Genomic DNA, 18,233 nt, shown 5'->3' with positions numbered 1-18,233 from the left:
CTGCGGGGAAGCGCCGTTGTCGGTCACGTTCTGGAACTGGTCGACCGTGCGGCCGGCACCGTCGCGGACGTAGTGCACGGCGTAGTCGCTCTTCGCGCGTGGCACGACCGGTTCACCCGGTTCCAGCCGACGAGCGAGCTGTCCCGCCTGAACGCCGACCCGTCCCCGACGGTGCGGGTCAGCCGGACGATGGGCCTGCTGCTCCGGGCCGTCGGGCACGCCGGCCGGGCCTCGGGCGGTCTCGTCGACGCAACGTTGCTGGACGATCTGCGGGAGGCGGGGTACACCGACCACCACGACGGACGCGGCGTCCCGCTGCGCGACGCGCTCGCGGCCGCGCCGACGCGGGTTCCCGCGACCCCACGGCCCGGGGGGTGCTGGGACGAGGTGCGCTACGACGCCTGGCGCGGGTGGGCCACGCGCCCGCCCGGACTGGGCATCGACGGCGGCGGGCTCGTCAAGGGCCTCGCCGCCGACGTGCTCGCCGCGCGCCTGGTGGACTACGACCGGTTCGTCGTGAACTGCTGCGGCGACCTCCGCATCGGCGGCCGGTCCGGTGACCGCCGGCCGGTCCGCATCGAGAGCCCGTTCGACGGTCGCGAGATCCACCGCTTCGACATCACGGACGACGCGGTCGCCACCAGCGGGATCGGTCGCAGGAGCTGGACGGACGTGGAAGGCCGGCCGGCGCACCACCTGCTCGACCCCGGGACGGGCCGCCCGGCGTTCACCGGTGTCGTGCAGGCCAGCGCGCTGGCTCCGACCGCGCTGGAGGCCGAGTGGCGCAGCAAGGCCGCCCTGCTCAGCGGACCCGAGGGCGGGCCCCGGTGGCTCGCGCACGGGGGACTCCTGGTGCTCGACGACGGCACGCCGGTCGTCGCGACCGCCGACCGCACCCGATCGGAGCCGGCGTGCCGATGAGCGGCGTCCGCGGCCGCCCTTTGCCGTTTCTTGTCGATTCGTTCGACGGCGCTTGGCCGCCCGACCGCGAAGGTGGCGGGCGGGCCACCTCGCGTGCCACGTGCCCCTGGGGGGCGAGGCACCGACGGCTCTCGCACGCGGGGTGCTCGATCCCCCCGCCGCGCCCCATCCCACCTGGACCGGAGTCCCTCCATGCCGCTTGCCGACCTCCTCAACAACGTCAACGGGCTCCCGACCCATGCGTTGATGGTGCACTTCACCGTCGTCGTGGCCACCGGGGGCACGATCGGCGGGCTGGCCTACGCGCTGGTGCCGCCGTTCCGGCGCTGGCTGAGCTGGCCGCTCCTGGTGACCGGCGTGCTGAGCATCGTCCTCGGCCTCGTCACGCCCTCGACGGGTGAGAAGCTCGAGGCGCGGACGGAGCCCAGCGCCCTCCTCGAGAAGCACACCAATCTCGGCGACCAGATGGGCACGATCATGATCGCCTACGGCGTGATCCTGATCCTCGCGATGCTCGCCGTCCGCTACCGCCGCCGTGGCGAGGCGGTGGCCGCCGGCACGGTGGCCACGCCGACCGCGGTGGACCGGATCGGGGGGCTCCCCGGCGAGGCCCCGCGGGCGTTCCCGGGGCAGCCGCAGGTCGCCGCCGCCATGACCCTCCTGGTCCTCGTCTTCGCGGTGATCTCCGGGATCTGGATCTACCGCACCGGCGAGGCCGGCGCCCGCTCGGTCTGGCACGACACGCCGGCCACCGCGGCCCCCGGGCACGGGGACGGCGACGAGGGACGATGACCTCGGACCGCCGGGCGCTCCCGGCAGGCCGTACCTTGTGCGCATGAGCTTCGGCGCGGTCGCAGAGGCCGAGGACCATCTCAGCCACCGCGCCGGGTGGCTGCGCGCGGCGGTGCTGGGGGCCAACGACGGGATCGTCTCGACGTCGAGCCTCGTCCTCGGCGTCGCCGGGTCGGGCGCGTCGAGCAGCGCCGTCGTGACCGCCGGTGTCGCCGGGCTCGTCGGCGGGGCGCTCTCGATGGCCGCCGGCGAGTACGTGTCCGTCAGCTCGCAGCGCGACACCGAGAACGCCGACGTCCGCCTCGAGCAGCACGAGCTCGCGACCGACCCGGAGGGGGAGCTGCAGGAGCTGGTCGCGATCTACGAGGACCGCGGCCTGTCACCGGCGCTCGCCGTCGAGGTCGCCGAGGCCCTCACGGCGCGCGATGCCCTGGCGGCGCACGTCCGCGACGAGCTCGGCCTGGAGGACGAGCGCCGGGCCCGTCCGCTGCAGGCCGCCTGGTCCTCGGCCGCGTCCTTCTCCGTCGGCGCGGCCCTCCCGCTCCTGGCGGCGGCGGCCGGCGGCGGCGCCCGCGCGGCGGCGGTCGTCGTCGTGACGCTGCTGGCGCTCGCCGCGCTGGGCACCGCGGGGGCGCGCCTCGGCGGCGCTCCGGTGCGCCCGGCGACCGTGCGCGTGCTGAGTTGGGGCGTCGCCGCGATGGCGGTCACCTACGGCATCGGCGCCGTCGTCGGGACCGCGGTCTGAGCGGCGCGCCGCGAGCGACGGCCGGTCCGGTGTCCGGGCCCGCGGCGTCGGCGGAACCGGCCGACGCGGAAGCGCGCGACCGTCAGCCGGCGGTGCCGCCGTTCGTGCGCAGCCGGTAGCCGGCGCCGCGGACGGTCTCGATCGACGTGACGCCGAACGGCCGGTCGATCTTCTCCCGCAGGTACCGCACGTAGACCTCGACGACGTTGGAGCGGTGCTCGTAGTCGTAGTCCCACGCGTGCTCGAGCAGCGCGTAGCGGTCGAGGACCCGGCCCGGCCGGCGCATGAACGTCTCCAGCAGCGCGAACTCCTTCGTGGAGAGCGCGATCTCCGTGCCGCCCCGGTGGACGGTGCGGGTGGCGGGATCGAGCTGGAGGTCCCCGACGATCAGCGTCGTGGGGCGCTCGATCGGCCCGCGCCGGACGAGGGCCCGGAGCCGGGCGGACAGCTCGACGAAGGAGAACGGCTTCGTCAGGTAGTCGTCGGCCCCGGTGTCGAGGCCCCGGACGCGGTCGTCGACGGCGTCGCGGGCCGTGAGCATCAGGACCGGCGCCCAGATCCCGTCCTCGCGCAGCGCACGGCAGACCTCGAAGCCGTCGCGTCCGGGAAGCATCACGTCGAGGACGATGGCGTCGTACGCGGTGGAGCCGGCGAGCAGCAGGCCGCGCTCGCCGTCGGCCGCGACATCGACGACCAGGCCGTCGGCGGTCAGTCCCCGCTTGAGCAGGCTCCCCATCTTCACGTCGTCCTCGACGACCAGCACGCGCATCGTCAGCCGATCATGACCGCGGCGGATGAGTCCCGGATGAGAGCGGCCGGTCCGGTAGGCGGATCCAGACGTCGGCGCCGCCCGCAGGACGGTTCGCGGCGCCCGCGGTGCCACCGTGGGCCTCGGCGACGGAGCGGACGATCGCCAGGCCGAGCCCCGTCCCGCCGCGTGCCCGCGCGTCGTCCGCGCGTGCGAACCGCTCGAACGCGCGGGGCAGGAACGGCTCCGCGAATCCGGACCCGTCGTCCAGGACGTGCAGCTCGGCGGTCCCGTCCGCCACGCGCGCGTCGACGGTGACCCGGGTCGCCCCGGCGTCGGCGGCGTTGCGGACGAGGTTGCCCACGACGCGCACGAGGCGGCGCTCGTCGCCGTGGACGACGACGTCCTCCGCCCCGTCCGCGAGTCGCACCTCGACCCGCGGCGGCTCGTCCGCCTCGGCCGGTGTCCCTGGGCGGCCGGCGGCGACGACCGTCTCGCGAACGAGATCGACGAGCTCCGCGACGTGGATCGGCGTGGTCGCGAGCACGGGCCCGTCGTCGGTGCGCGCGAGGACGAGCAGGTCCTCGGCCAGGCGCACGAGCCGGTCGTTCTCCTCGGCCGCGGAGGCGATCGCCGCGCGCAGCTCGTCGACGGTCGCTCCCGTGCGCATCGCCAGCTCGAGCTCGCCCTTGACCAGCGCCAGCGGCGTGCGCATCTCGTGGCTGGCGTCGTCGACGAAGGCGCGCTCCCGCCGCGAGGCCTCGTCGAGCCGCGCGAGCATGTCGTTGAGCGTGGCGGCGAGCCGGGCGACCTCGTCGCCGGCCGGCGGGACCTCGAGGCGCAGCCCGGAGCGCACCGTGCGGATGGTGGCCGCGTCGCGCCGCATCCGCTCCATCGGCCGGAGCGCACCCGTCGCGGCCCCGTACCCGGCGACCGACGCGAGCAGGAGGAGCACGGGGCCCCCGACGAGGAGGAGCTTGGCGAGCCGGTGCTGGGCGGTCTCGACCGGCTCGAGCGATGCGCCGACGACGACGATCAGGCGCTGCCCGTCGGAGGTGACCGGCCGCGCGAGCAGGCGGGTCACGTCGTCGTCGTCCACCGGGCGGATCGCGGGGCGCCGCGCGTACGTGTCTCCCCGGGCGGCGGCGCCGAGCTGCGAGCGGGTCAGGAGCGGCGTGCTCCGCATGGTGGGGGAGGCGTCGACGATCCGGCCGGCGGGGGTGAGGATCTGCGCGACGCTCTCGCCGCGCTCCGTGAGCGGGCTCGTGTCCGACCGCCCGTCGGTCACCTCGCTCGCGATCGCCGCGACGTCCGCGGCGCGGGTCCGCAGCGCGTCGTCGATCCCCGACCGCAGCGTCGCGCCGAGGGCCACGTAGAGCCCGGCGCCGGCGAGGGCGAGCAGGGTCGCCATGACCAGCGCGAACGTGGCGGCGACGCGGAGCCGGATCGGGAGCCGGGCGAAGAAGGCGGCCGGGCGCATGCGCACCCGCACTGTACGGGGCCGACGACCGGCGGCAGGGGGTCACGATCCGCGGGAACGCGTCGCTGCGCGCTGCGATCCACGCCCCGCGGTCGCACGTCTCGATGGTGGGCAACGCCCAGGGGATCGGCGGCGTCGCGGCCCGCGCGGTGACGATGGACGGCAACGGCTTCGTCGGGGGACGACCGGGCGGGGACGCTCCCGACCGGGAGCGCCGGCAGCCAGCACCGGCACCGCGTGGCGGGAGTGCCCGTCCGCGGCGGACGGGGTCTGCTGAGGCGCCGTGCGCCGGTCAGGCCGCGGTGCCGTCCGCCTCGCGCGCGGCCCGCCTCGCGCGCCGCTGGGGCCCCTTGACCTGGACCTCGCGGGCGACGACGTAGGAGCCCACGACCGCGCCGACGGCGACGGTCTGGCCGATCACGGTCTCCCAGTTGCCGAAAATCGAGAACCAGGTGCCCAGCCAGCCGGGGGCGTCCCAGAACGTCGAGGTGCCGATCCAGCCGGCGAGCTGCATCTCGTTGACCTGCTCGCCGACCATGACGAAGAGGACGAGCACCAGCAGCGCGAAGGTGATGATCAGGAGCCGCTTGTACGGCAGCTTGCGGTGCAGCACGAAGGTCACGATCCCGGCGGCCGCGGTGAAGATCAGGCCGAGGGTGACGCCTTCCAGCACGACCGAGGAGCCGTAGCCGACCCGCAGGGACTGGAGGAAGAGGACGATCTCGAAGCCCTCGCGGTAGACGGCGCTGAAGCCGAGCAGCCCGAGCCCCAGGAGGAGCCGCCGGCTGCCGGCGTCGGCGTGCAGCAGGCCCTTCTTCTTCCGGTTGTGGCGCTTGATCCAGCCCGTCCAGTAGGTGTCGTGGAAGAACCAGTTCATGATCACCAGCAGGACCAGGATCGCCGGGATCCCGGTGGCGGCCTGCACGTTGACGCCGGTGCTCCCGAACGCGCCGATGATCCACACCGCGGCGAACCAGGTGATCACGGAGAGCGCGAGCGCGGCGGCACCGCCGATCGCGATCGGACGCCGCTGACCGGCGGCCGGCCCGCGCAGACCGGCGGTGATCGCGGCGAGGACGAGCACGCACTCGAGACCCTCGCGCAGGACGAGGACGGCGCTGTTGACCACGACGGTCGTCCGGCTCAGCGTCCGGCCGGCGTCGGTCGGGTCGACGGTGCCGCCCGCGGCGTTCCACCCGGCGATCACGACGAGCGTGAGCAGGCCGAGCACCGCCACGAGCCACGCGGAGAACCAGCGGGACTCGCTGCGGTTCGCGGGGTGCGCCGCGGGGGCGCCGGAGAGGGAGGAGGCAGACATCGAACGTCCTTAGGAGGCCCTAGGTAGGCCCACCGTACTCCCGGCGGAGATGAGGGCGAGATGAGTGGCGCCCTGCCGCTCGTGCCCCTGCCGCGTCCGTTCAGGTGGGCGAGATCGCGCCGGCCCCGACGAGGACCAGGACGACCGCGCCGAGGGCGACGCGGTAGCGGATGAAGACGCCGAGGCCGTGGTGGGCGACGAACTTCAGCAGCCAGGCGACGGCGGCGTAGCCGACGACGAACGAGACGACGGTCGCCAGGAGCGTCGGTCCCCAGCCGACGCCGTGGGCGATGTCGGAGGCCTTCGACGCGACCTCGAGCAGCGTCGCCCCGAGGAGGGCCGGGATCGCCAGGAAGAACGAGAGCTTCGTGACGGCGACGCGGTCGATGCCCAGGACCAGGCCGGCCGACATCGTGGCGCCGGAGCGGGAGACGCCCGGGATCAGGGCGATGCACTGCGCCAGACCGACGGTGATCGTGTCGCGGAGCGTGATGTCGTCCTCGTGCCGCTCCTGCGTGCCGACGCGGTCGGCCCACCACATGACGCCGGAGAAGAGGATCAGCGCGATGCCCACGAACCAGAGGGATCTCAGGGTCGTCTCGATCTGGTCCTTGAACGCGACGCCGATGACGCCGATCGGGATCGAGCCGGCGAGGATGAACAGCGCGAAGCGGAAGTCGCGGGTGCGGCGCTCCGCCGGCGACGCGACGCCCCGGAGGACGGCGGTCACGAGCCGGATGAGGTCCGTGCGCAGGAAGATGACGGCCGCGAGGACGGCGCCGGCCTGGATGATCGCCGTGAAGGCGGTGAGCCCCGCGTCGTCGAGCTTGAAGCCCATGAGCTTCTCGACGATCGTCAGGTGCCCCGTCGAGGACACGGGCAGGAACTCGGTGAGGCCCTCGACGCCGCCGAGGATCACGGCCTCCCAGAGGTGCATCGTGGTGCTCACGGGCGGGCCCCGCCCGTGCTGACTCGTGTCGGTGGAGCGGCGGGCGCCGTCGTCGGGCGGGTCGTACGCATCGGGCCACCCTGGCGCGTGCGGATGAGGCCGAGATGAGAGCCGCGGCGGGCACGGGGGCCGACGGCCAGGACGACGGCGTGGGCAGCGCGCCGCGCCGGTCGCTCCGGCTCATGGCCGTCTCATCGACGCCCGGCACGGTGGGGCCATGACGACGACCACCACCGCCCGCCCGGGAACGGCGACGGCATCGCGAGGGCGCGCGATGCTGAACAAGGTCCCCGAGGTCACTCTTCGCCGTGATCCTGGCGCTGGTGTTCGCGGCCTGGTTCGCGAGCGAGCGCACGCTCTCGATCCACAGCATCGTGACGTCCAAGCGCGAGGGCTTCTACTGGCTGACGATCCTCTTCACCTTCGCGCTGGGCACCGCCGCCGGCGACCTCGTCGCCGAGAAGGCGGCCCTCGGCTACACCGTGTCGGTCCTGATCTTCGCCGGCGTGATCGCCCTGATCACGGTCGCGCACCTCGTGTTCAAGCTGAACGCCGTCCTCGCGTTCTGGCTCGCGTACATCATGACCCGGCCGCTGGGCGCGTCGATCGGCGACCTCATGTCGCAGACCAAGCACGACGGCGGGCTCGGGCTCGGCACGACCGGGACGAGCTACATCTTCCTGGCCATCATCCTCGTGCTCGTCGTCTTCCTCAGCGTGACCAAGCGCGACGTCATCGAGGTCCGCCGCGGTGAGCTGGACCCCGACGCCGCCTGAGCGCGTGGGGGCGGGCGGGGGTCCCTCGGCCGACCGGGGGACCCGCGACCTGCGAGCCGGAGAGCGCCGCGGCGCTCTCATCTCTGCCTCACGAACGGCACCTAACGTGCTGCGTCGCCGTCGCCTGCACCTCCTTGACGGGCGGCGGCCCCGTCGCCCGTCGACCGCGCTCTCGGCCCGAAGGATCCTGATGCCCGACACCACCCGCACCCGCCTGCCCCGCCTCGAACCCGCGGCGGCGAAGGTCCCCGCGATCATCGCCCTCTTCTGGGCCCTGAAGCTCCTGACGACCGGGATGGGGGAGGCGATCTCCGACTTCATGGGGCAGACGAGCATCCCGGCGGCGGCGCTGATCGGCGTCGGCGGGTTCGTCGTCGCGATGCGGATGCAGCTGAACGCCCGCGAGTACCGGGCCCCCGTCTACTGGTTCGCCGTGATGATGGTCGCCGTCTGCGGGACGATGGTCGCGGACGGCATCAAGGACGGCGCCGGCCTCTCCTACGCCGTCACCACGCCGTTCTTCGCCCTCTGCGTCGCCGGCGTGTTCTGGGCCTGGCACCGCAGCGAGGGCACGCTCTCGATCCACAGCATCACGACCCGGCGTCGTGAGCGGTACTACTGGACCGCCGTGCTGGCGACGTTCGCGCTCGGCACCGCCGCCGGGGACCTGACCGCGATGAACCTGCACCTCGGCTACTTCGGGTCGGCGATCCTCTTCGCCGCGCTGATGGCGGTCCCGGCGCTGCTCTGGTGGCGCGGGCTCCTGAACCCGATCGCCGCGTTCTGGATCGCCTACGTCCTCACCCGCCCGCTCGGTGCCTCGTTCGCGGACGGCTTCAGCAAGTCGAACGACGGGGGCCTGGGCCTCGGCGACGGGCCGATCAGCGCCATCCTGCTGATCGTCTTCGTCGCCCTGGTGGCCTACGCGGCGAAGGCCCGGATCGACATCCAGGCTCCCGGTGAGCACGCCGGGCCGACGCTCCACCATCACCTCGCCGACCTCGAGCTCGAGGGCCATCGGGCGCGAGCCGCGGCGCGCTCGTAGGCGTCGGTCTCCGGAGGACGCGCCCCTTCGCCGCCCGAGAGGATGCGGCGCGCGATCCGCGGCTGGTCGGGCGCGGAGGGCGCGGCGGCCCGCGCGAAGGAGGCGGAGCGCAAGAAGCGGCAGGCCGCGGCGCGCGCCAAGGCCCGTCGCGAGCCGGCGGCGAAGGGCAAGCGGGAGCGAGGCGCAGGTCGCCGAGGTCGCCGCGCAGCGCCGCGAGGCGTCCGAGAAGGCCGCCGCCGCCGAGAAGGCCGAGGCCGACGAGCGGGCGCGCGCCGAGGAGCTCGAGGCGCTGAAGGCCGAGGAGCAGGCGCTGGATCGCAAGGACGAGGCGCTCACGACGGCCGAGCAGGCCGAGGCGCTCGAGGACGCCGCCGGCGAGGCAAGGGCCGCGCGCAGGGTCGACTGACCGGGCCGCGCCCAGCGGCGCGGCGCGACGCGGCGACGCGACGCGCCCTCTGTGTCAGACGCTGACCAGCAGCCCGGTGCCGAACATCAGCACGAGGCCGGCGAGCATCCCGCCGACCGCGACGGGGTGCAGCGACCGGCCGTCGTCGTCGCGGAGCGTGGGGGCGAGCTGCACGATCACCTGGACGATGGCGCCGGCGCCGAAGCCGAAGAGGAACGCGGCGACGCTCGAGTTGAACGCCGCGGCACCGATCCACGCGCCGAGGACCGCCGGGGCGCCGGCGATCACGCCCAGGAGGGCGAGCCGGCGCAGCCGCGGCTGCTCGTTCGCGACCGGCGCGACGACGGCGAGCCCCTCGGTCGTGTTGTGCAGCGCGAACCCGACGACGAGGAAGGCGCCGAGCGCCAGCGCCCCGGTGGCGTAGGCCGCGCCGATCGCGACGCCCTCGCCGAGGTTGTGCAGGCCGATCCCGATGGCGACGAGCATCGCGAGCGTGCCACCGGGCGCGCCGGCCGACGCCGCCCGCCTGCCCCGCCGCTTGACGACCTCCGAGACCCCGGTCAGCAGCAGGAACGACGCGACGGCGCCGATCAGCACGAGCGCCTGCCCGCCGAAGGCCTGGGAGCCCTCGGCGGCCAGCTCGAAGCCCTCGAGCGTGGCGTCGATCGCCAGGAACACCAGCAGGCCGATCGTCAGGGCCATCAGCCCCCGCATCCAGGCGGGCGGGACCCGCCGCAGCCACGGCAGCCAGAGCATGCCGAGCGCGACGGGGATGACGCCGACGTAGATCCCCAGGAGCGCCATCAGCCCGAAGAACGACGTGTCGGTCTCCGGGGTCGGGACGGCGGCGGCGATCTCGTGCGCGACCGTCGCGCCGGTCGACGTCAGGAGGACGACGGAGTACGCCTCGCCCTCCACCCACGGCTGCTGCAGCCGGACGGTCGCGGTGCCCAGCCGGCCGATCGGCGTCTCCGCGCCGGTGAACTGCACGAACGCGTCGTTGACCTGGGCCTGCGCGATGGTCACGGCGTCCGGGCCGTCGTTGCGGACGGTCACCGCGATCGACCCGGGCTTCAGCGTCGTCCTCTCGACGGCGAGCTCCTCCACGGGCGGCCCGGTGCGGTCGGCGAGGCCCGGACCGTCGAGCGCGAGGAACGCGCCGAGCGCGAGCACGATCAGGACCAGCGGGACGACGCCGAGGAGCCAGGCGGGGACGTTGCGCGCGGGATCGCTCCCGGGCGTCGGGGAGGGGGCGGCGGGGGCGCTCATCAGGCGACCTCGAAGAAGCCCTGCCAGCCGAGCTCCGTGAACTCGGACTGGTGGGCGTGGAACATGTACTTGCCGGGATTCGGGAATCGCCACTCCGCGATCCCGCGCTGGCCCTGGCAGAGCATCACGGTGTCGGTCAGCTCCGACGGCGTCCGGCTCGTCCCGGTCGGGAAGTACTCGAAGAGGTTGCCGTGCAGGTGGAAGCTGTTGATCAGGTCGTACTCGAGGATGTTCACCAGGTACAGCCGGACGAGCCGGTCGCGCTCGATCCGGATCGGCCGGTTCATGTACGCGAACGGGATCGTGTTCGCGGCGTAGAGCTCGTTGGCACGGTCGAAGTTCGTGTCGAACCCGTTCATCACCATCACGAGCTCGTCGGCCTCCTCGCGCGGCTCCTTCGGGTCGACGATGAACGTGCCGTAGAGCCCCTTGGCGATGTGCTCCGCGAGCGGCCGGACGTGGCAGTGGTAGAGGTGCAGCCCGGCGGGCAGCGCGTCGAACTCGTAGACCGTCTGGCCGCCCGGCTGGATCTCGCCGGCGCCCTGCCCGGCGACCCCGTCCATCGTCGCGGGGTGGAGGCCGTGGAAGTGGATCGTGTGCGGGTGCGCGGAGGCGTTGACGAACGTGATCCGCAGCCGCTCGCCCTCGGTGCAGCGCAGCGTGGGGCCGGGGATCCGGCCGTTGTAGGACCACGACGCGAAGCGGATCCCCGGCGCGATCTCGATCTCGCGGTCCCCGGCCACCAGCGTCCACTCGCGGAGCACCCGGCCCGACGGCAGCCGGCGGGTCCTGCCGCGGTCGAAGTCCCGCAGGATCTCGTGGGGGTCGAAGCCGTTGCTCCGGTGGTCGACGGTCCGGCCGTCGCGGAAGTTCGCGTGCCCGCCGTGGGCGCTCCCCATGTCGGCCGGGCCGGCGGCCGCGGCCCCCGAGGCGCCGTGCATCGCGTGGTCCATCGCGGCGGCGGCCGGTTCCGCCCCGCCGCGGGTGAGCAGCGCCGCGCCCCCGATCACGGGGACGGCCCCGGCCAGCAGTGAACGACGATTTACACGTGCCATGTGCAGAAGTATGGCATGGCTCAAAATACTTTCAGGTCGATCACGCGCGGAGCCGCAGCTCGACGGCGAGGGCCAGGCCGAACGTCCCGACGGGGAGCGCCGCCCAGGGACCTGCGCCGGCGCGGCGCCCGCGCCGGGCGGTCAGCCGGGGCTCCAGCAGCAGGGCGAGCGATCCCGCCGGCGCTCCCGACCAGGCCCGCGAGCACCCCGGCGGCGGCGAGCAGGACGGCGTCGAGCGCCGAGATCACGCGGGAGCCTCCACGAGCGCCAGGATCACGCGGCGCACGTAGGGACCGCCGCGTCGCGCGTCGAGATCACGAGGGTGACGGGAACGACCGGCGACCCGTGCGCCGCGGTCGCCGGCGTGTCACCGTTGCCCGATGGCCACCGACCCGCCGCTGCCCGCGATCACGATCCGGCAGTACGCGCCGGGGGACGCCGACCGCGTCTGGGCGATCCTGCACGAGGTCTTCGCGGCCGGAGAGACCTACGCCTACCCGGTCGACGTCGGGCGGGAGGACGCACTGGCCGGCTGGACCGACGCGCCCGCTCAGGCGTACGTGGCCGAGCGCGACGGCGCGATCGTCGGGACCTCGCGGGTCATGCCCAACCAGCCCGGGCACGGGTCGCACGTCGCCAACGGCTCGTTCGTCGTGGCCCCGGACGCCGCCGGCGGGGGGATCGGGCGGGCGCTGGGCGCGCACGCGCTCGGCGCGGCGGCCGCGCTCGGCTACCGCGCGATGCAGTTCAACCTCGTGGTCAGCACGAACCACCGGGCGATCGCGCTCTGGGAGTCGCTGGGCTTCCACACCGTCGGCCGGCTCCCGGGCGCATTCGTTCTGCACGGCGAGGAGGTCGACGCCCTCGTCATGTACCAGCGCCTGGACCACCTCGCGGCGGACCCGGCAGGCTGATCGCCGCGGCGCCCACGGCCGGGAGCGCCGGGCCCGGGACGTCCACCGCCGGACTCGCGGGACCAGCCGTCGCCACCGGGAGCCCGGCGTTCACGGTCGCGACCGCGCCCGGCCGGGCCGGCCCCTGCGCGGCCGCCGCGATCGCGTTGACGGCGACGATCACCGCGATGCCGACCGCCTGGTGCACGCGCGGGATCTCGCCGAGGACGATCACGCCGGCGAGGGTCGCCAGGACCGGGTTGACGCTCATGAAGAGCCCGAACCGGTGGGGGTGGATCAGCCGCAGGGCGATGAGGTCGGCGGCGTAGGGGACGACCGAGCTCAGCAGCCCGGCGGTGGCCGCGAGGGCGAGCGCGGTCGGGTCGACGCCGCGGGTCGCGAGGATGACGACCGCGACGGGCAGGTAGGCGAGGGCCGAGAGCGTGGTGGCGGCCGCCGGCGCGCCGAGGCCCGGGATCCGGGCGCCCGCGATCCGGTTCAACAGGATGTAGGCGGCCCAGCAGGCCGCGGCGACGAGCCCGAGCCCGATGCCGAGCCAGTCGCTGGACGCGCCGGGCAGCACGAGCACGTAGACCCCCGCGGCCGCCGCGACGGCCAGGACCCGGTCGCGCGCCGTGAGGGACGTGCCCAGCGCGATCGCGAGTGGACCGAGGAACTCGAGCGTGACGGCCAGCCCGATGCCGATCCGGTCGATCGCGGTGTAGAGGCTGAGGTTCATGACCGCGAACACCGCGGCGAGCGCGGTCACCGGCCACCACTGCTCGCGCGTGAAGGTCCGGAACGACGGACGCGCGGTCGGCAGCAGGACGGCCACCGCGATCAGCTGGCGGACCGCGACGACGCCGGCCGGCCCGATCGCGGGGAACGCGCCCGCCCCGATCGCCGCGCCCGCCTGGTTGCTCGTCCCGCTCGCGAGCATGGTGAGCATCCCGGCGGTGAGGCCGCTGCGGCGCCCGCGCCCGGGGGCCGCCGCGGACGCGAGGCGAAGCGTGCGCTCCGCGACGGTCGACTCCATGGGCCGAGCGTGCTCCTCCGCGCGGATCCCCGCGTGACGGAAGCGGAACGATCTATACGCTGAGCGTATGAGCGTGAAGCTCGAGCACCTGCGCGCCTTCGTCGCGGTCGTCGACGCGGGGTCGTTCACGGACGCCGCGACCGAGCTGCACGTCTCGCAGGCCGCGGTCTCGCGGGGCGTCGCCGCGCTCGAGGTCTCCGTCGGCGGCCGCGTCCTGGAGCGCTCGACGCGCCGGGTGCGACCCACCGCGCTGGGCGACCGCGTCCTGCCCGCGGCGCGTCGGGCGCTCGACGCGGTCCGCGACGTCGAGCGCCTCGCGGCCGCCGATCGCCGCGAGCTGCGGGTCGGCTACGCGTGGTCGGCGCTGGGCCGGCACACGGTCGAGGTGCAGCGGCGCTGGGCCGCGGCCGACCCGTCCCTCCGAATCGTGTTCGTCCAGGAGAACAGCCCCACCGGCGGCCTCGACGAGGGCGTGGTCGACGTCGCCGTCGTGCGTCATCCGGTCGACCCGGCGCGCTTCGACTCGGCGCTGGTCGGGACCGAGCGGCGGTACGCGGTGCTGGCCGCCGACCATCCGCTGACCCGGCGGCGCGGCGTCCGGCTGCGCGACTTCGCCGGCGAGACCGTCGCCGTCGACGACCGGACCGGCACGACCACCCGGGACCTGTGGGACCCGCTCGGCGTCGACGTGCGCTTCCAGTCGATCCGCGGCGTCGACGACCTGCTGACCCTGGTCGCCGGCGGGCAGGCGGTCGGGATCACGCCGGCGGCGACCGTGGCCCAGCACCGGCGGGCCGGCGTCGTCTACCGGCCGGTTCTGGACGCGGAGCCCGTGTCCGTCCGGATCGGCTGGCGGCGCGACCGGCCCGGCGCGCGTCCGGACGCCCTGATCCGCCTGGTCTCCGAGGCCTACGCGAACGCCTGAGCCGGGGGCCGCCGGGGGCCGTCGCCCGTCGCCTCCGCGCGCCGCCGGGGCGTCCGTCGCCGGGGCCACTTCCCGCGGATCGGCCCCTGGACCCTGGTCTATCGTTGGCCGCCGTGCCCGACGACCGGCCATCGATCGGGATCGCGGCCGATTCCGGCGCGACGCCCGGCGCCGACGGCCTTCCCCGGGCCGGCCCGGCCTCGCCCGGCGCCGACGGTCGTCCCGGGGCCGGGCCGGCCCTGCCCGACGCCGGCGGTCCTCCCGGGGCCCGGCCCGTCCCGCCCGGCCGCGACGGTCATCCCGGCTCCCGCCCGATCCCCGCGGGCGTCGTCGGCGCCCTGGTCGGGTTCGTCGGCTCGTCGACGGTCGTCCTGACCGGCCTGCACGCCGTCGGCGCGAGCGACCGGCAGGCGGCGTCCGGGCTCCTGGCGCTCTGCGTCGCGATCGCCGTCACCGGCGCGGGACTGTCGCTCCGGACGCGGCTGCCGATGGCCGTCGCGTGGTCGACGCCGGGCGCCGCGCTGCTGATCTCCGCCGGGCGCCCCGACGGGGGCTTCGCCGCGGCCGTCGGCGCGTTCCTCGTCTGCGGCGCGCTCCTGGCGGTCTCGGGCCTGTGGGGCACGCTCGTCCGGCTCGTGTCCTCGATCCCGATCCCGCTGGCGGGGGCCCTGACGGCGAGCATCGTGCTGCCCGTGTGTTTCGGCCCGGCGCGCGCCATCGCCGACGTCCCGGAGCAGGCGCTGCCCGTCGTCCTGGCCTGGGGCGTGCTGATGCTCGTCGCGCGCCGCCTCGCCGTGCCCGGCGCGCTGCTGGCGCTGGTGATCGTCGTAGCGGTCTCCGGCGACCTGCACCTGGGCCCCGCGAGCGAGCTGTGGCCTCGCCCCGAGCTCACCGCCCCGACGTTCGACGCCGGCGCGCTCATCGGGATCGCGCTGCCCCTCTACGTCGTGACGATGGTCTCCCAGAACGTCGCCGGCGTCGGCGTGCTCGCGAGCTTCGGCTACCGCGCCCCGGTCCGGCCGGCGCTCCTGAGCACGGGCCTCGGCAGCGTGCTGGCCGCGCCCTTCGGCGGGCACGCGATCAGCCTCGCCGCGCTCTCCGCCGCCCTCGTCTCCGGTCCCGACGCCGGCCCGCACGAGCGTCGGTGGGTGGCGGGCGTCGCCAACGGCGCCTCCTACGTCGTGCTGGCCCTCCTCGCCGGCCTCGCCGTCGCGTTCGTGGCCGCGACGCCGCCGGTCCTCGTCCAGGCGGTCGCCGGCCTCGCCCTCGTCGCGGCGCTGGAGCCCGCGCTCGCCACGGCGTTCACGGACCCGGAGCACCGTCCCGCGGCCGTCGCCACGATCGTCGTCGGCGCGTCGGGCGTCACGATCCTGGGGATCGGCGGTGCCTTCTGGGGCCTCGTCGCCGGGCTGATCGTCCACGTGGCCCGGACCCGCCGGGCACCTCGGACGGCGTAGCCGGCGGGCGCCCGGCCGGTGGGCGCGGCCGGGCGACGGCGCGCTCGACCGGCGGGAAGCCCGGTGAGGACGCGCGTACGACGCTCCTCCAGTCGGCGTTTGAACGCCCGTCCGACCGAGCACCGTCGCTGCGACGTCGGCCGGCCGGTCAGGCGACCGATCGGATCTCTTCATGCGCAACATCGCCGCCTGGTGCTACCGGCGCCGACGGGCCGTCATCGCGATCTGGGTCGCGGCGCTCGTCGCCCTGACCGTGATCCACGCGGGCGCCGGGAGCGACTTCCGCGACTCGTTCAAGCTCAGCGGCACCGACAGCGCCGACGCGCTCGCGCTGCTGCAGAAGAGCGCCCCGAAGGCGTCGGGCGACACCGACCGCATCGTCTTCAGGACGACCGACGGCAGCGTCAACACGGCGGCGACGAAGCGGCGCGTGAGCGCGATGCTCGCGAAGATCGAGAAGCTGCCGCACGTCGACGGCGTGCAGTCGCCGTACACCGGCACCGGGAAGGCCCAGGTCTCGAAGGACCGCACGATCGCCTACGCGACCGTCACCTTCGACGACCAGGCCAACGAGCTGCCGAAGGACGCCATCACGAAGGTCGTCGACACCGCGCACGACGCCGCGGGCAAGACCCTCCAGGTCGAGCTCGGCGGCCAGGCGATCCAGGCCGCCAACCAGCAGGGCCCGGGCGGGACCGGCATCGGCATCCTCGCGGCGCTCGTCGTGCTGCTCATCGTCTTCGGCTCGCTGCTGGCCGCGGTGCTGCCGATCCTCGTGGCCGGCGTCTCGCTCGGCACCGGCGTCGCGATCATCGGCCTGCTCTCCAACGCGATCCAGATGGCGTCGTTCAGCCAGGAACTCGCGCTCCTGATCGGGCTGGGGGTCGGCGTCGACTACGCGCTGTTCATCGTCACGCGCTTCCGCCAGGAGCTGATGCGCGGCAAGACCGTCGAGGAGTCCGCCGTCCGCGCGCTCGACACCTCGGGGCGCGCCGTCGTCTTCGCCGGCATCACGGTCTGCATCGCGCTGCTCGGCATGTTCACCCTCGGCGTGAGCTTCCTCTACGGCGTCGCGATCGCCACCTGCGTCGTGGTCGCGTGCACCGTGGTCGCGGCCCTGACGCTGCTGCCCGCGCTGCTGGGCTTCTTCGGGACGAAGCTGCTGACCAAGAAGCAGCGCCGCGCGCTGGAGGCCGGCGAGCTCACCACCGGCGACGAGTCGGCCGGCTGGTTCCGCTGGGGCACCGTGCTCGGCCGGCGCCCGGCCCTGACCGCGGTGGCGGCGATCGTCGTGATGCTCGCGGTCGCCTCCCCGTTCCTCGACATCCGCCTCGGCTCCTCCGACCAGGGCAACGACCCGTCCGACACGACGACCCGCAAGGCGTACGACTTGCTCGCCACGGGCTTCGGCCCCGGCTTCAACGGCCCGCTCCAGCTCGTCGCCGCGACCCCGGACGCCACGGCGAAGAAGGACTTCACGTCGGTCCTCGCGGCGGTCAAGAAGGACCGCGACGTCATCGCGATCCAGGGGCCGATCCCGGTGGGCAAGGGCGTCCTGACCGCGCAGGTCGTCCCGCGCGGCTCGCCTCAGGACGAGTCGACGTCGAAGCTCGTCGACCGCCTGCGCGACACGACGATCCCGGCGAAGACCGGCGACACGAAGGTCCTGGTCGGCGGCCCGACGGCGATCTTCGCGGACTTCTCGTCGGTGCTCTCGTCCAAGCTCGGGCTCTTCATCGGCGTCGTCGTGGCGTTGAGCTTCCTGCTCCTGATGGCGGTCTTCCGCAGCCTCCTGATCCCCGCGATGGCGGCGCTGATGAACCTCCTCTCCGTCGGCGCGGCCTTCGGCGTGGTCGTCGCGGTCTTCCAGTGGGGCTGGGGCGCGGGGCTCATCGGCGTGGACCGGACCGGGCCGATCGAGGCGTTCCTCCCGGTCATGGTCTTCGCGATCCTCTTCGGGCTCTCGATGGACTACGAGGTCTTCCTCATGAGCCGCATCTACGAGGAGTGGCACAAGCGGGGGGACAACCGCCAGGCGGTGATCCACGGCCTGGCGGCGACCGGCCGCACGATCACCGCGGCGGCCGCGATCATGGTGCTCGTCTTCGCGGCCTTCGTCCTCGGCGGCGAGCGGGTGATCAAGCTCTTCGGCATCGGCCTGGCGAGCGCCGTCCTGCTGGACGCGCTCGTGGTCCGGTCGGTGATCATCCCCGGGCTGCTCCTGATGTTCGGCAAAGCCAACTGGTTCCTCCCCGCGTGGCTGGACCGGTTCCTGCCGAGCCTCAACGTGGAGGGCGCACCGGAGGCCGGCCCGGAGGACGCGGACGGCGACGTGGCGGTCGCGCCCTCGGCGTAGGGGCGCGGTTCCGGGTCGGGGCGGGCCGGGGGAGGTCCCGCCTCGGCGGGCCGAGGTTCGCC

Annotated in this window: 15 protein-coding genes and 1 pseudogene; 9 read left to right on the top strand and 7 right to left on the bottom strand. The window is 74.4% G+C overall.

Annotated elements, in window-relative coordinates; all coding sequences use genetic code 11:
• The first annotated feature begins 72 nt into the window (after positions 1–72).
• From AB0L40_RS09135 to AB0L40_RS09125, 3 genes are all read left to right on the top strand, one after another.
• Positions 73–921, top strand: a complete 849-nt coding sequence (locus AB0L40_RS09135; protein ID WP_364352455.1) for an FAD:protein FMN transferase — start codon at positions 73–75, stop codon at positions 919–921.
• A 192-nt stretch (positions 922–1,113) separates the two neighbouring features.
• Positions 1,114–1,713 carry a DUF2231 domain-containing protein gene (locus tag AB0L40_RS09130; protein ID WP_364352452.1) on the top strand — a complete coding sequence of 200 codons (600 nt, stop codon included), beginning with the start codon at positions 1,114–1,116 and terminating at the stop codon, positions 1,711–1,713.
• A 43-nt stretch (positions 1,714–1,756) separates the two neighbouring features.
• Positions 1,757–2,458 (top strand): VIT family protein, encoded by a 702-nt coding sequence (locus tag AB0L40_RS09125; RefSeq protein ID WP_364352449.1) that lies wholly within the window; start codon positions 1,757–1,759, stop codon positions 2,456–2,458.
• 82 nt (positions 2,459–2,540) lie between these two features.
• Here AB0L40_RS09125 and AB0L40_RS09120 read toward each other — a convergent pair whose 3' ends face one another.
• The 4 genes from AB0L40_RS09120 to AB0L40_RS09105 form a co-directional block, all read right to left on the bottom strand.
• The gene (locus AB0L40_RS09120; protein WP_364352446.1) at positions 2,541–3,227 is read right to left on the bottom strand and encodes a response regulator transcription factor; all 687 of its coding nucleotides are present in this window, start codon (positions 3,225–3,227) and stop codon (positions 2,541–2,543) included.
• A gap of 10 nt (positions 3,228–3,237) precedes the next feature.
• The gene (locus AB0L40_RS09115) at positions 3,238–4,686 is read right to left on the bottom strand and encodes an ATP-binding protein (protein ID WP_364352443.1); all 1,449 of its coding nucleotides are present in this window, start codon (positions 4,684–4,686) and stop codon (positions 3,238–3,240) included.
• 292 nt (positions 4,687–4,978) lie between these two features.
• Positions 4,979–6,004 (bottom strand): FTR1 family protein, encoded by a 1,026-nt coding sequence (locus AB0L40_RS09110; protein WP_364352440.1) that lies wholly within the window; start codon positions 6,002–6,004, stop codon positions 4,979–4,981.
• Between the two features lie 100 nt (positions 6,005–6,104).
• Positions 6,105–6,941, bottom strand: a complete 837-nt coding sequence (locus AB0L40_RS09105; RefSeq protein ID WP_364352461.1) for an undecaprenyl-diphosphate phosphatase — start codon at positions 6,939–6,941, stop codon at positions 6,105–6,107.
• Positions 6,942–7,252: 311 nt separating this feature from the next.
• Between AB0L40_RS09105 and AB0L40_RS09100 the strand changes: the two are divergent.
• Together AB0L40_RS09100 and AB0L40_RS09095 are read left to right on the top strand one after the other, a co-directional pair.
• Positions 7,253–7,729: pseudogene (locus AB0L40_RS09100) on the top strand (hypothetical protein); the annotation flags it as partial.
• Between the two features lie 190 nt (positions 7,730–7,919).
• A complete protein-coding gene (locus AB0L40_RS09095; protein WP_364352437.1) occupies positions 7,920–8,774 on the top strand; it encodes a hypothetical protein in 855 nt (284 codons plus the stop codon).
• 460 nt (positions 8,775–9,234) lie between these two features.
• Here AB0L40_RS09095 and AB0L40_RS09090 read toward each other — a convergent pair whose 3' ends face one another.
• The gene (locus AB0L40_RS09090; RefSeq protein ID WP_364352434.1) at positions 9,235–10,449 is read right to left on the bottom strand and encodes a ZIP family metal transporter; all 1,215 of its coding nucleotides are present in this window, start codon (positions 10,447–10,449) and stop codon (positions 9,235–9,237) included.
• Positions 10,449–11,504: a multicopper oxidase domain-containing protein gene (locus AB0L40_RS09085; protein ID WP_364352431.1), complete on the bottom strand. Its 1,056-nt coding sequence runs from the start codon at positions 11,502–11,504 to the stop codon at positions 10,449–10,451. Before AB0L40_RS09085 ends, AB0L40_RS09090 begins: the two co-directional genes overlap by 1 nt.
• 380 nt (positions 11,505–11,884) lie before the next feature.
• Here AB0L40_RS09085 and AB0L40_RS09080 point away from each other — a divergent pair, with 380 nt between their 5' ends.
• On the top strand, positions 11,885–12,418 hold the full coding sequence (locus AB0L40_RS09080; protein WP_364352428.1) for a GNAT family N-acetyltransferase: 534 nt from the start codon (positions 11,885–11,887) through the stop codon (positions 12,416–12,418).
• Here the strand turns inward: AB0L40_RS09080 and AB0L40_RS09075 are convergent.
• Positions 12,372–13,433 carry an EamA family transporter gene (locus AB0L40_RS09075; RefSeq protein WP_364352425.1) on the bottom strand — a complete coding sequence of 354 codons (1,062 nt, stop codon included), beginning with the start codon at positions 13,431–13,433 and terminating at the stop codon, positions 12,372–12,374. The genes AB0L40_RS09080 and AB0L40_RS09075 overlap by 47 nt on opposite strands.
• A gap of 67 nt (positions 13,434–13,500) precedes the next feature.
• On the opposite strand from AB0L40_RS09075, the gene AB0L40_RS09070 reads away from it, so the two are divergent.
• From AB0L40_RS09070 to AB0L40_RS09060, 3 genes are all read left to right on the top strand, one after another.
• A complete protein-coding gene (locus AB0L40_RS09070; RefSeq protein WP_364352422.1) occupies positions 13,501–14,358 on the top strand; it encodes a LysR family transcriptional regulator in 858 nt (285 codons plus the stop codon).
• A gap of 113 nt (positions 14,359–14,471) precedes the next feature.
• Positions 14,472–15,815, top strand: a complete 1,344-nt coding sequence (locus tag AB0L40_RS09065; protein ID WP_364352419.1) for a benzoate/H(+) symporter BenE family transporter — start codon at positions 14,472–14,474, stop codon at positions 15,813–15,815.
• Positions 15,816–15,987: 172 nt separating this feature from the next.
• Entirely contained in the window at positions 15,988–18,171 is a 2,184-nt protein-coding gene (locus AB0L40_RS09060; RefSeq protein WP_364352416.1) for an MMPL family transporter, read from the top strand.
• Positions 18,172–18,233 lie beyond the last annotated feature (62 nt).

It is taken from the genome of Patulibacter sp. NPDC049589 (assembly GCF_040675535.1).
Lineage (GTDB): Bacteria > Actinomycetota > Thermoleophilia > Solirubrobacterales > Solirubrobacteraceae > Patulibacter.
Note: the sequence above shows the minus strand (reverse complement) of the source record. Positions and strands in the feature narration are given on the sequence as shown.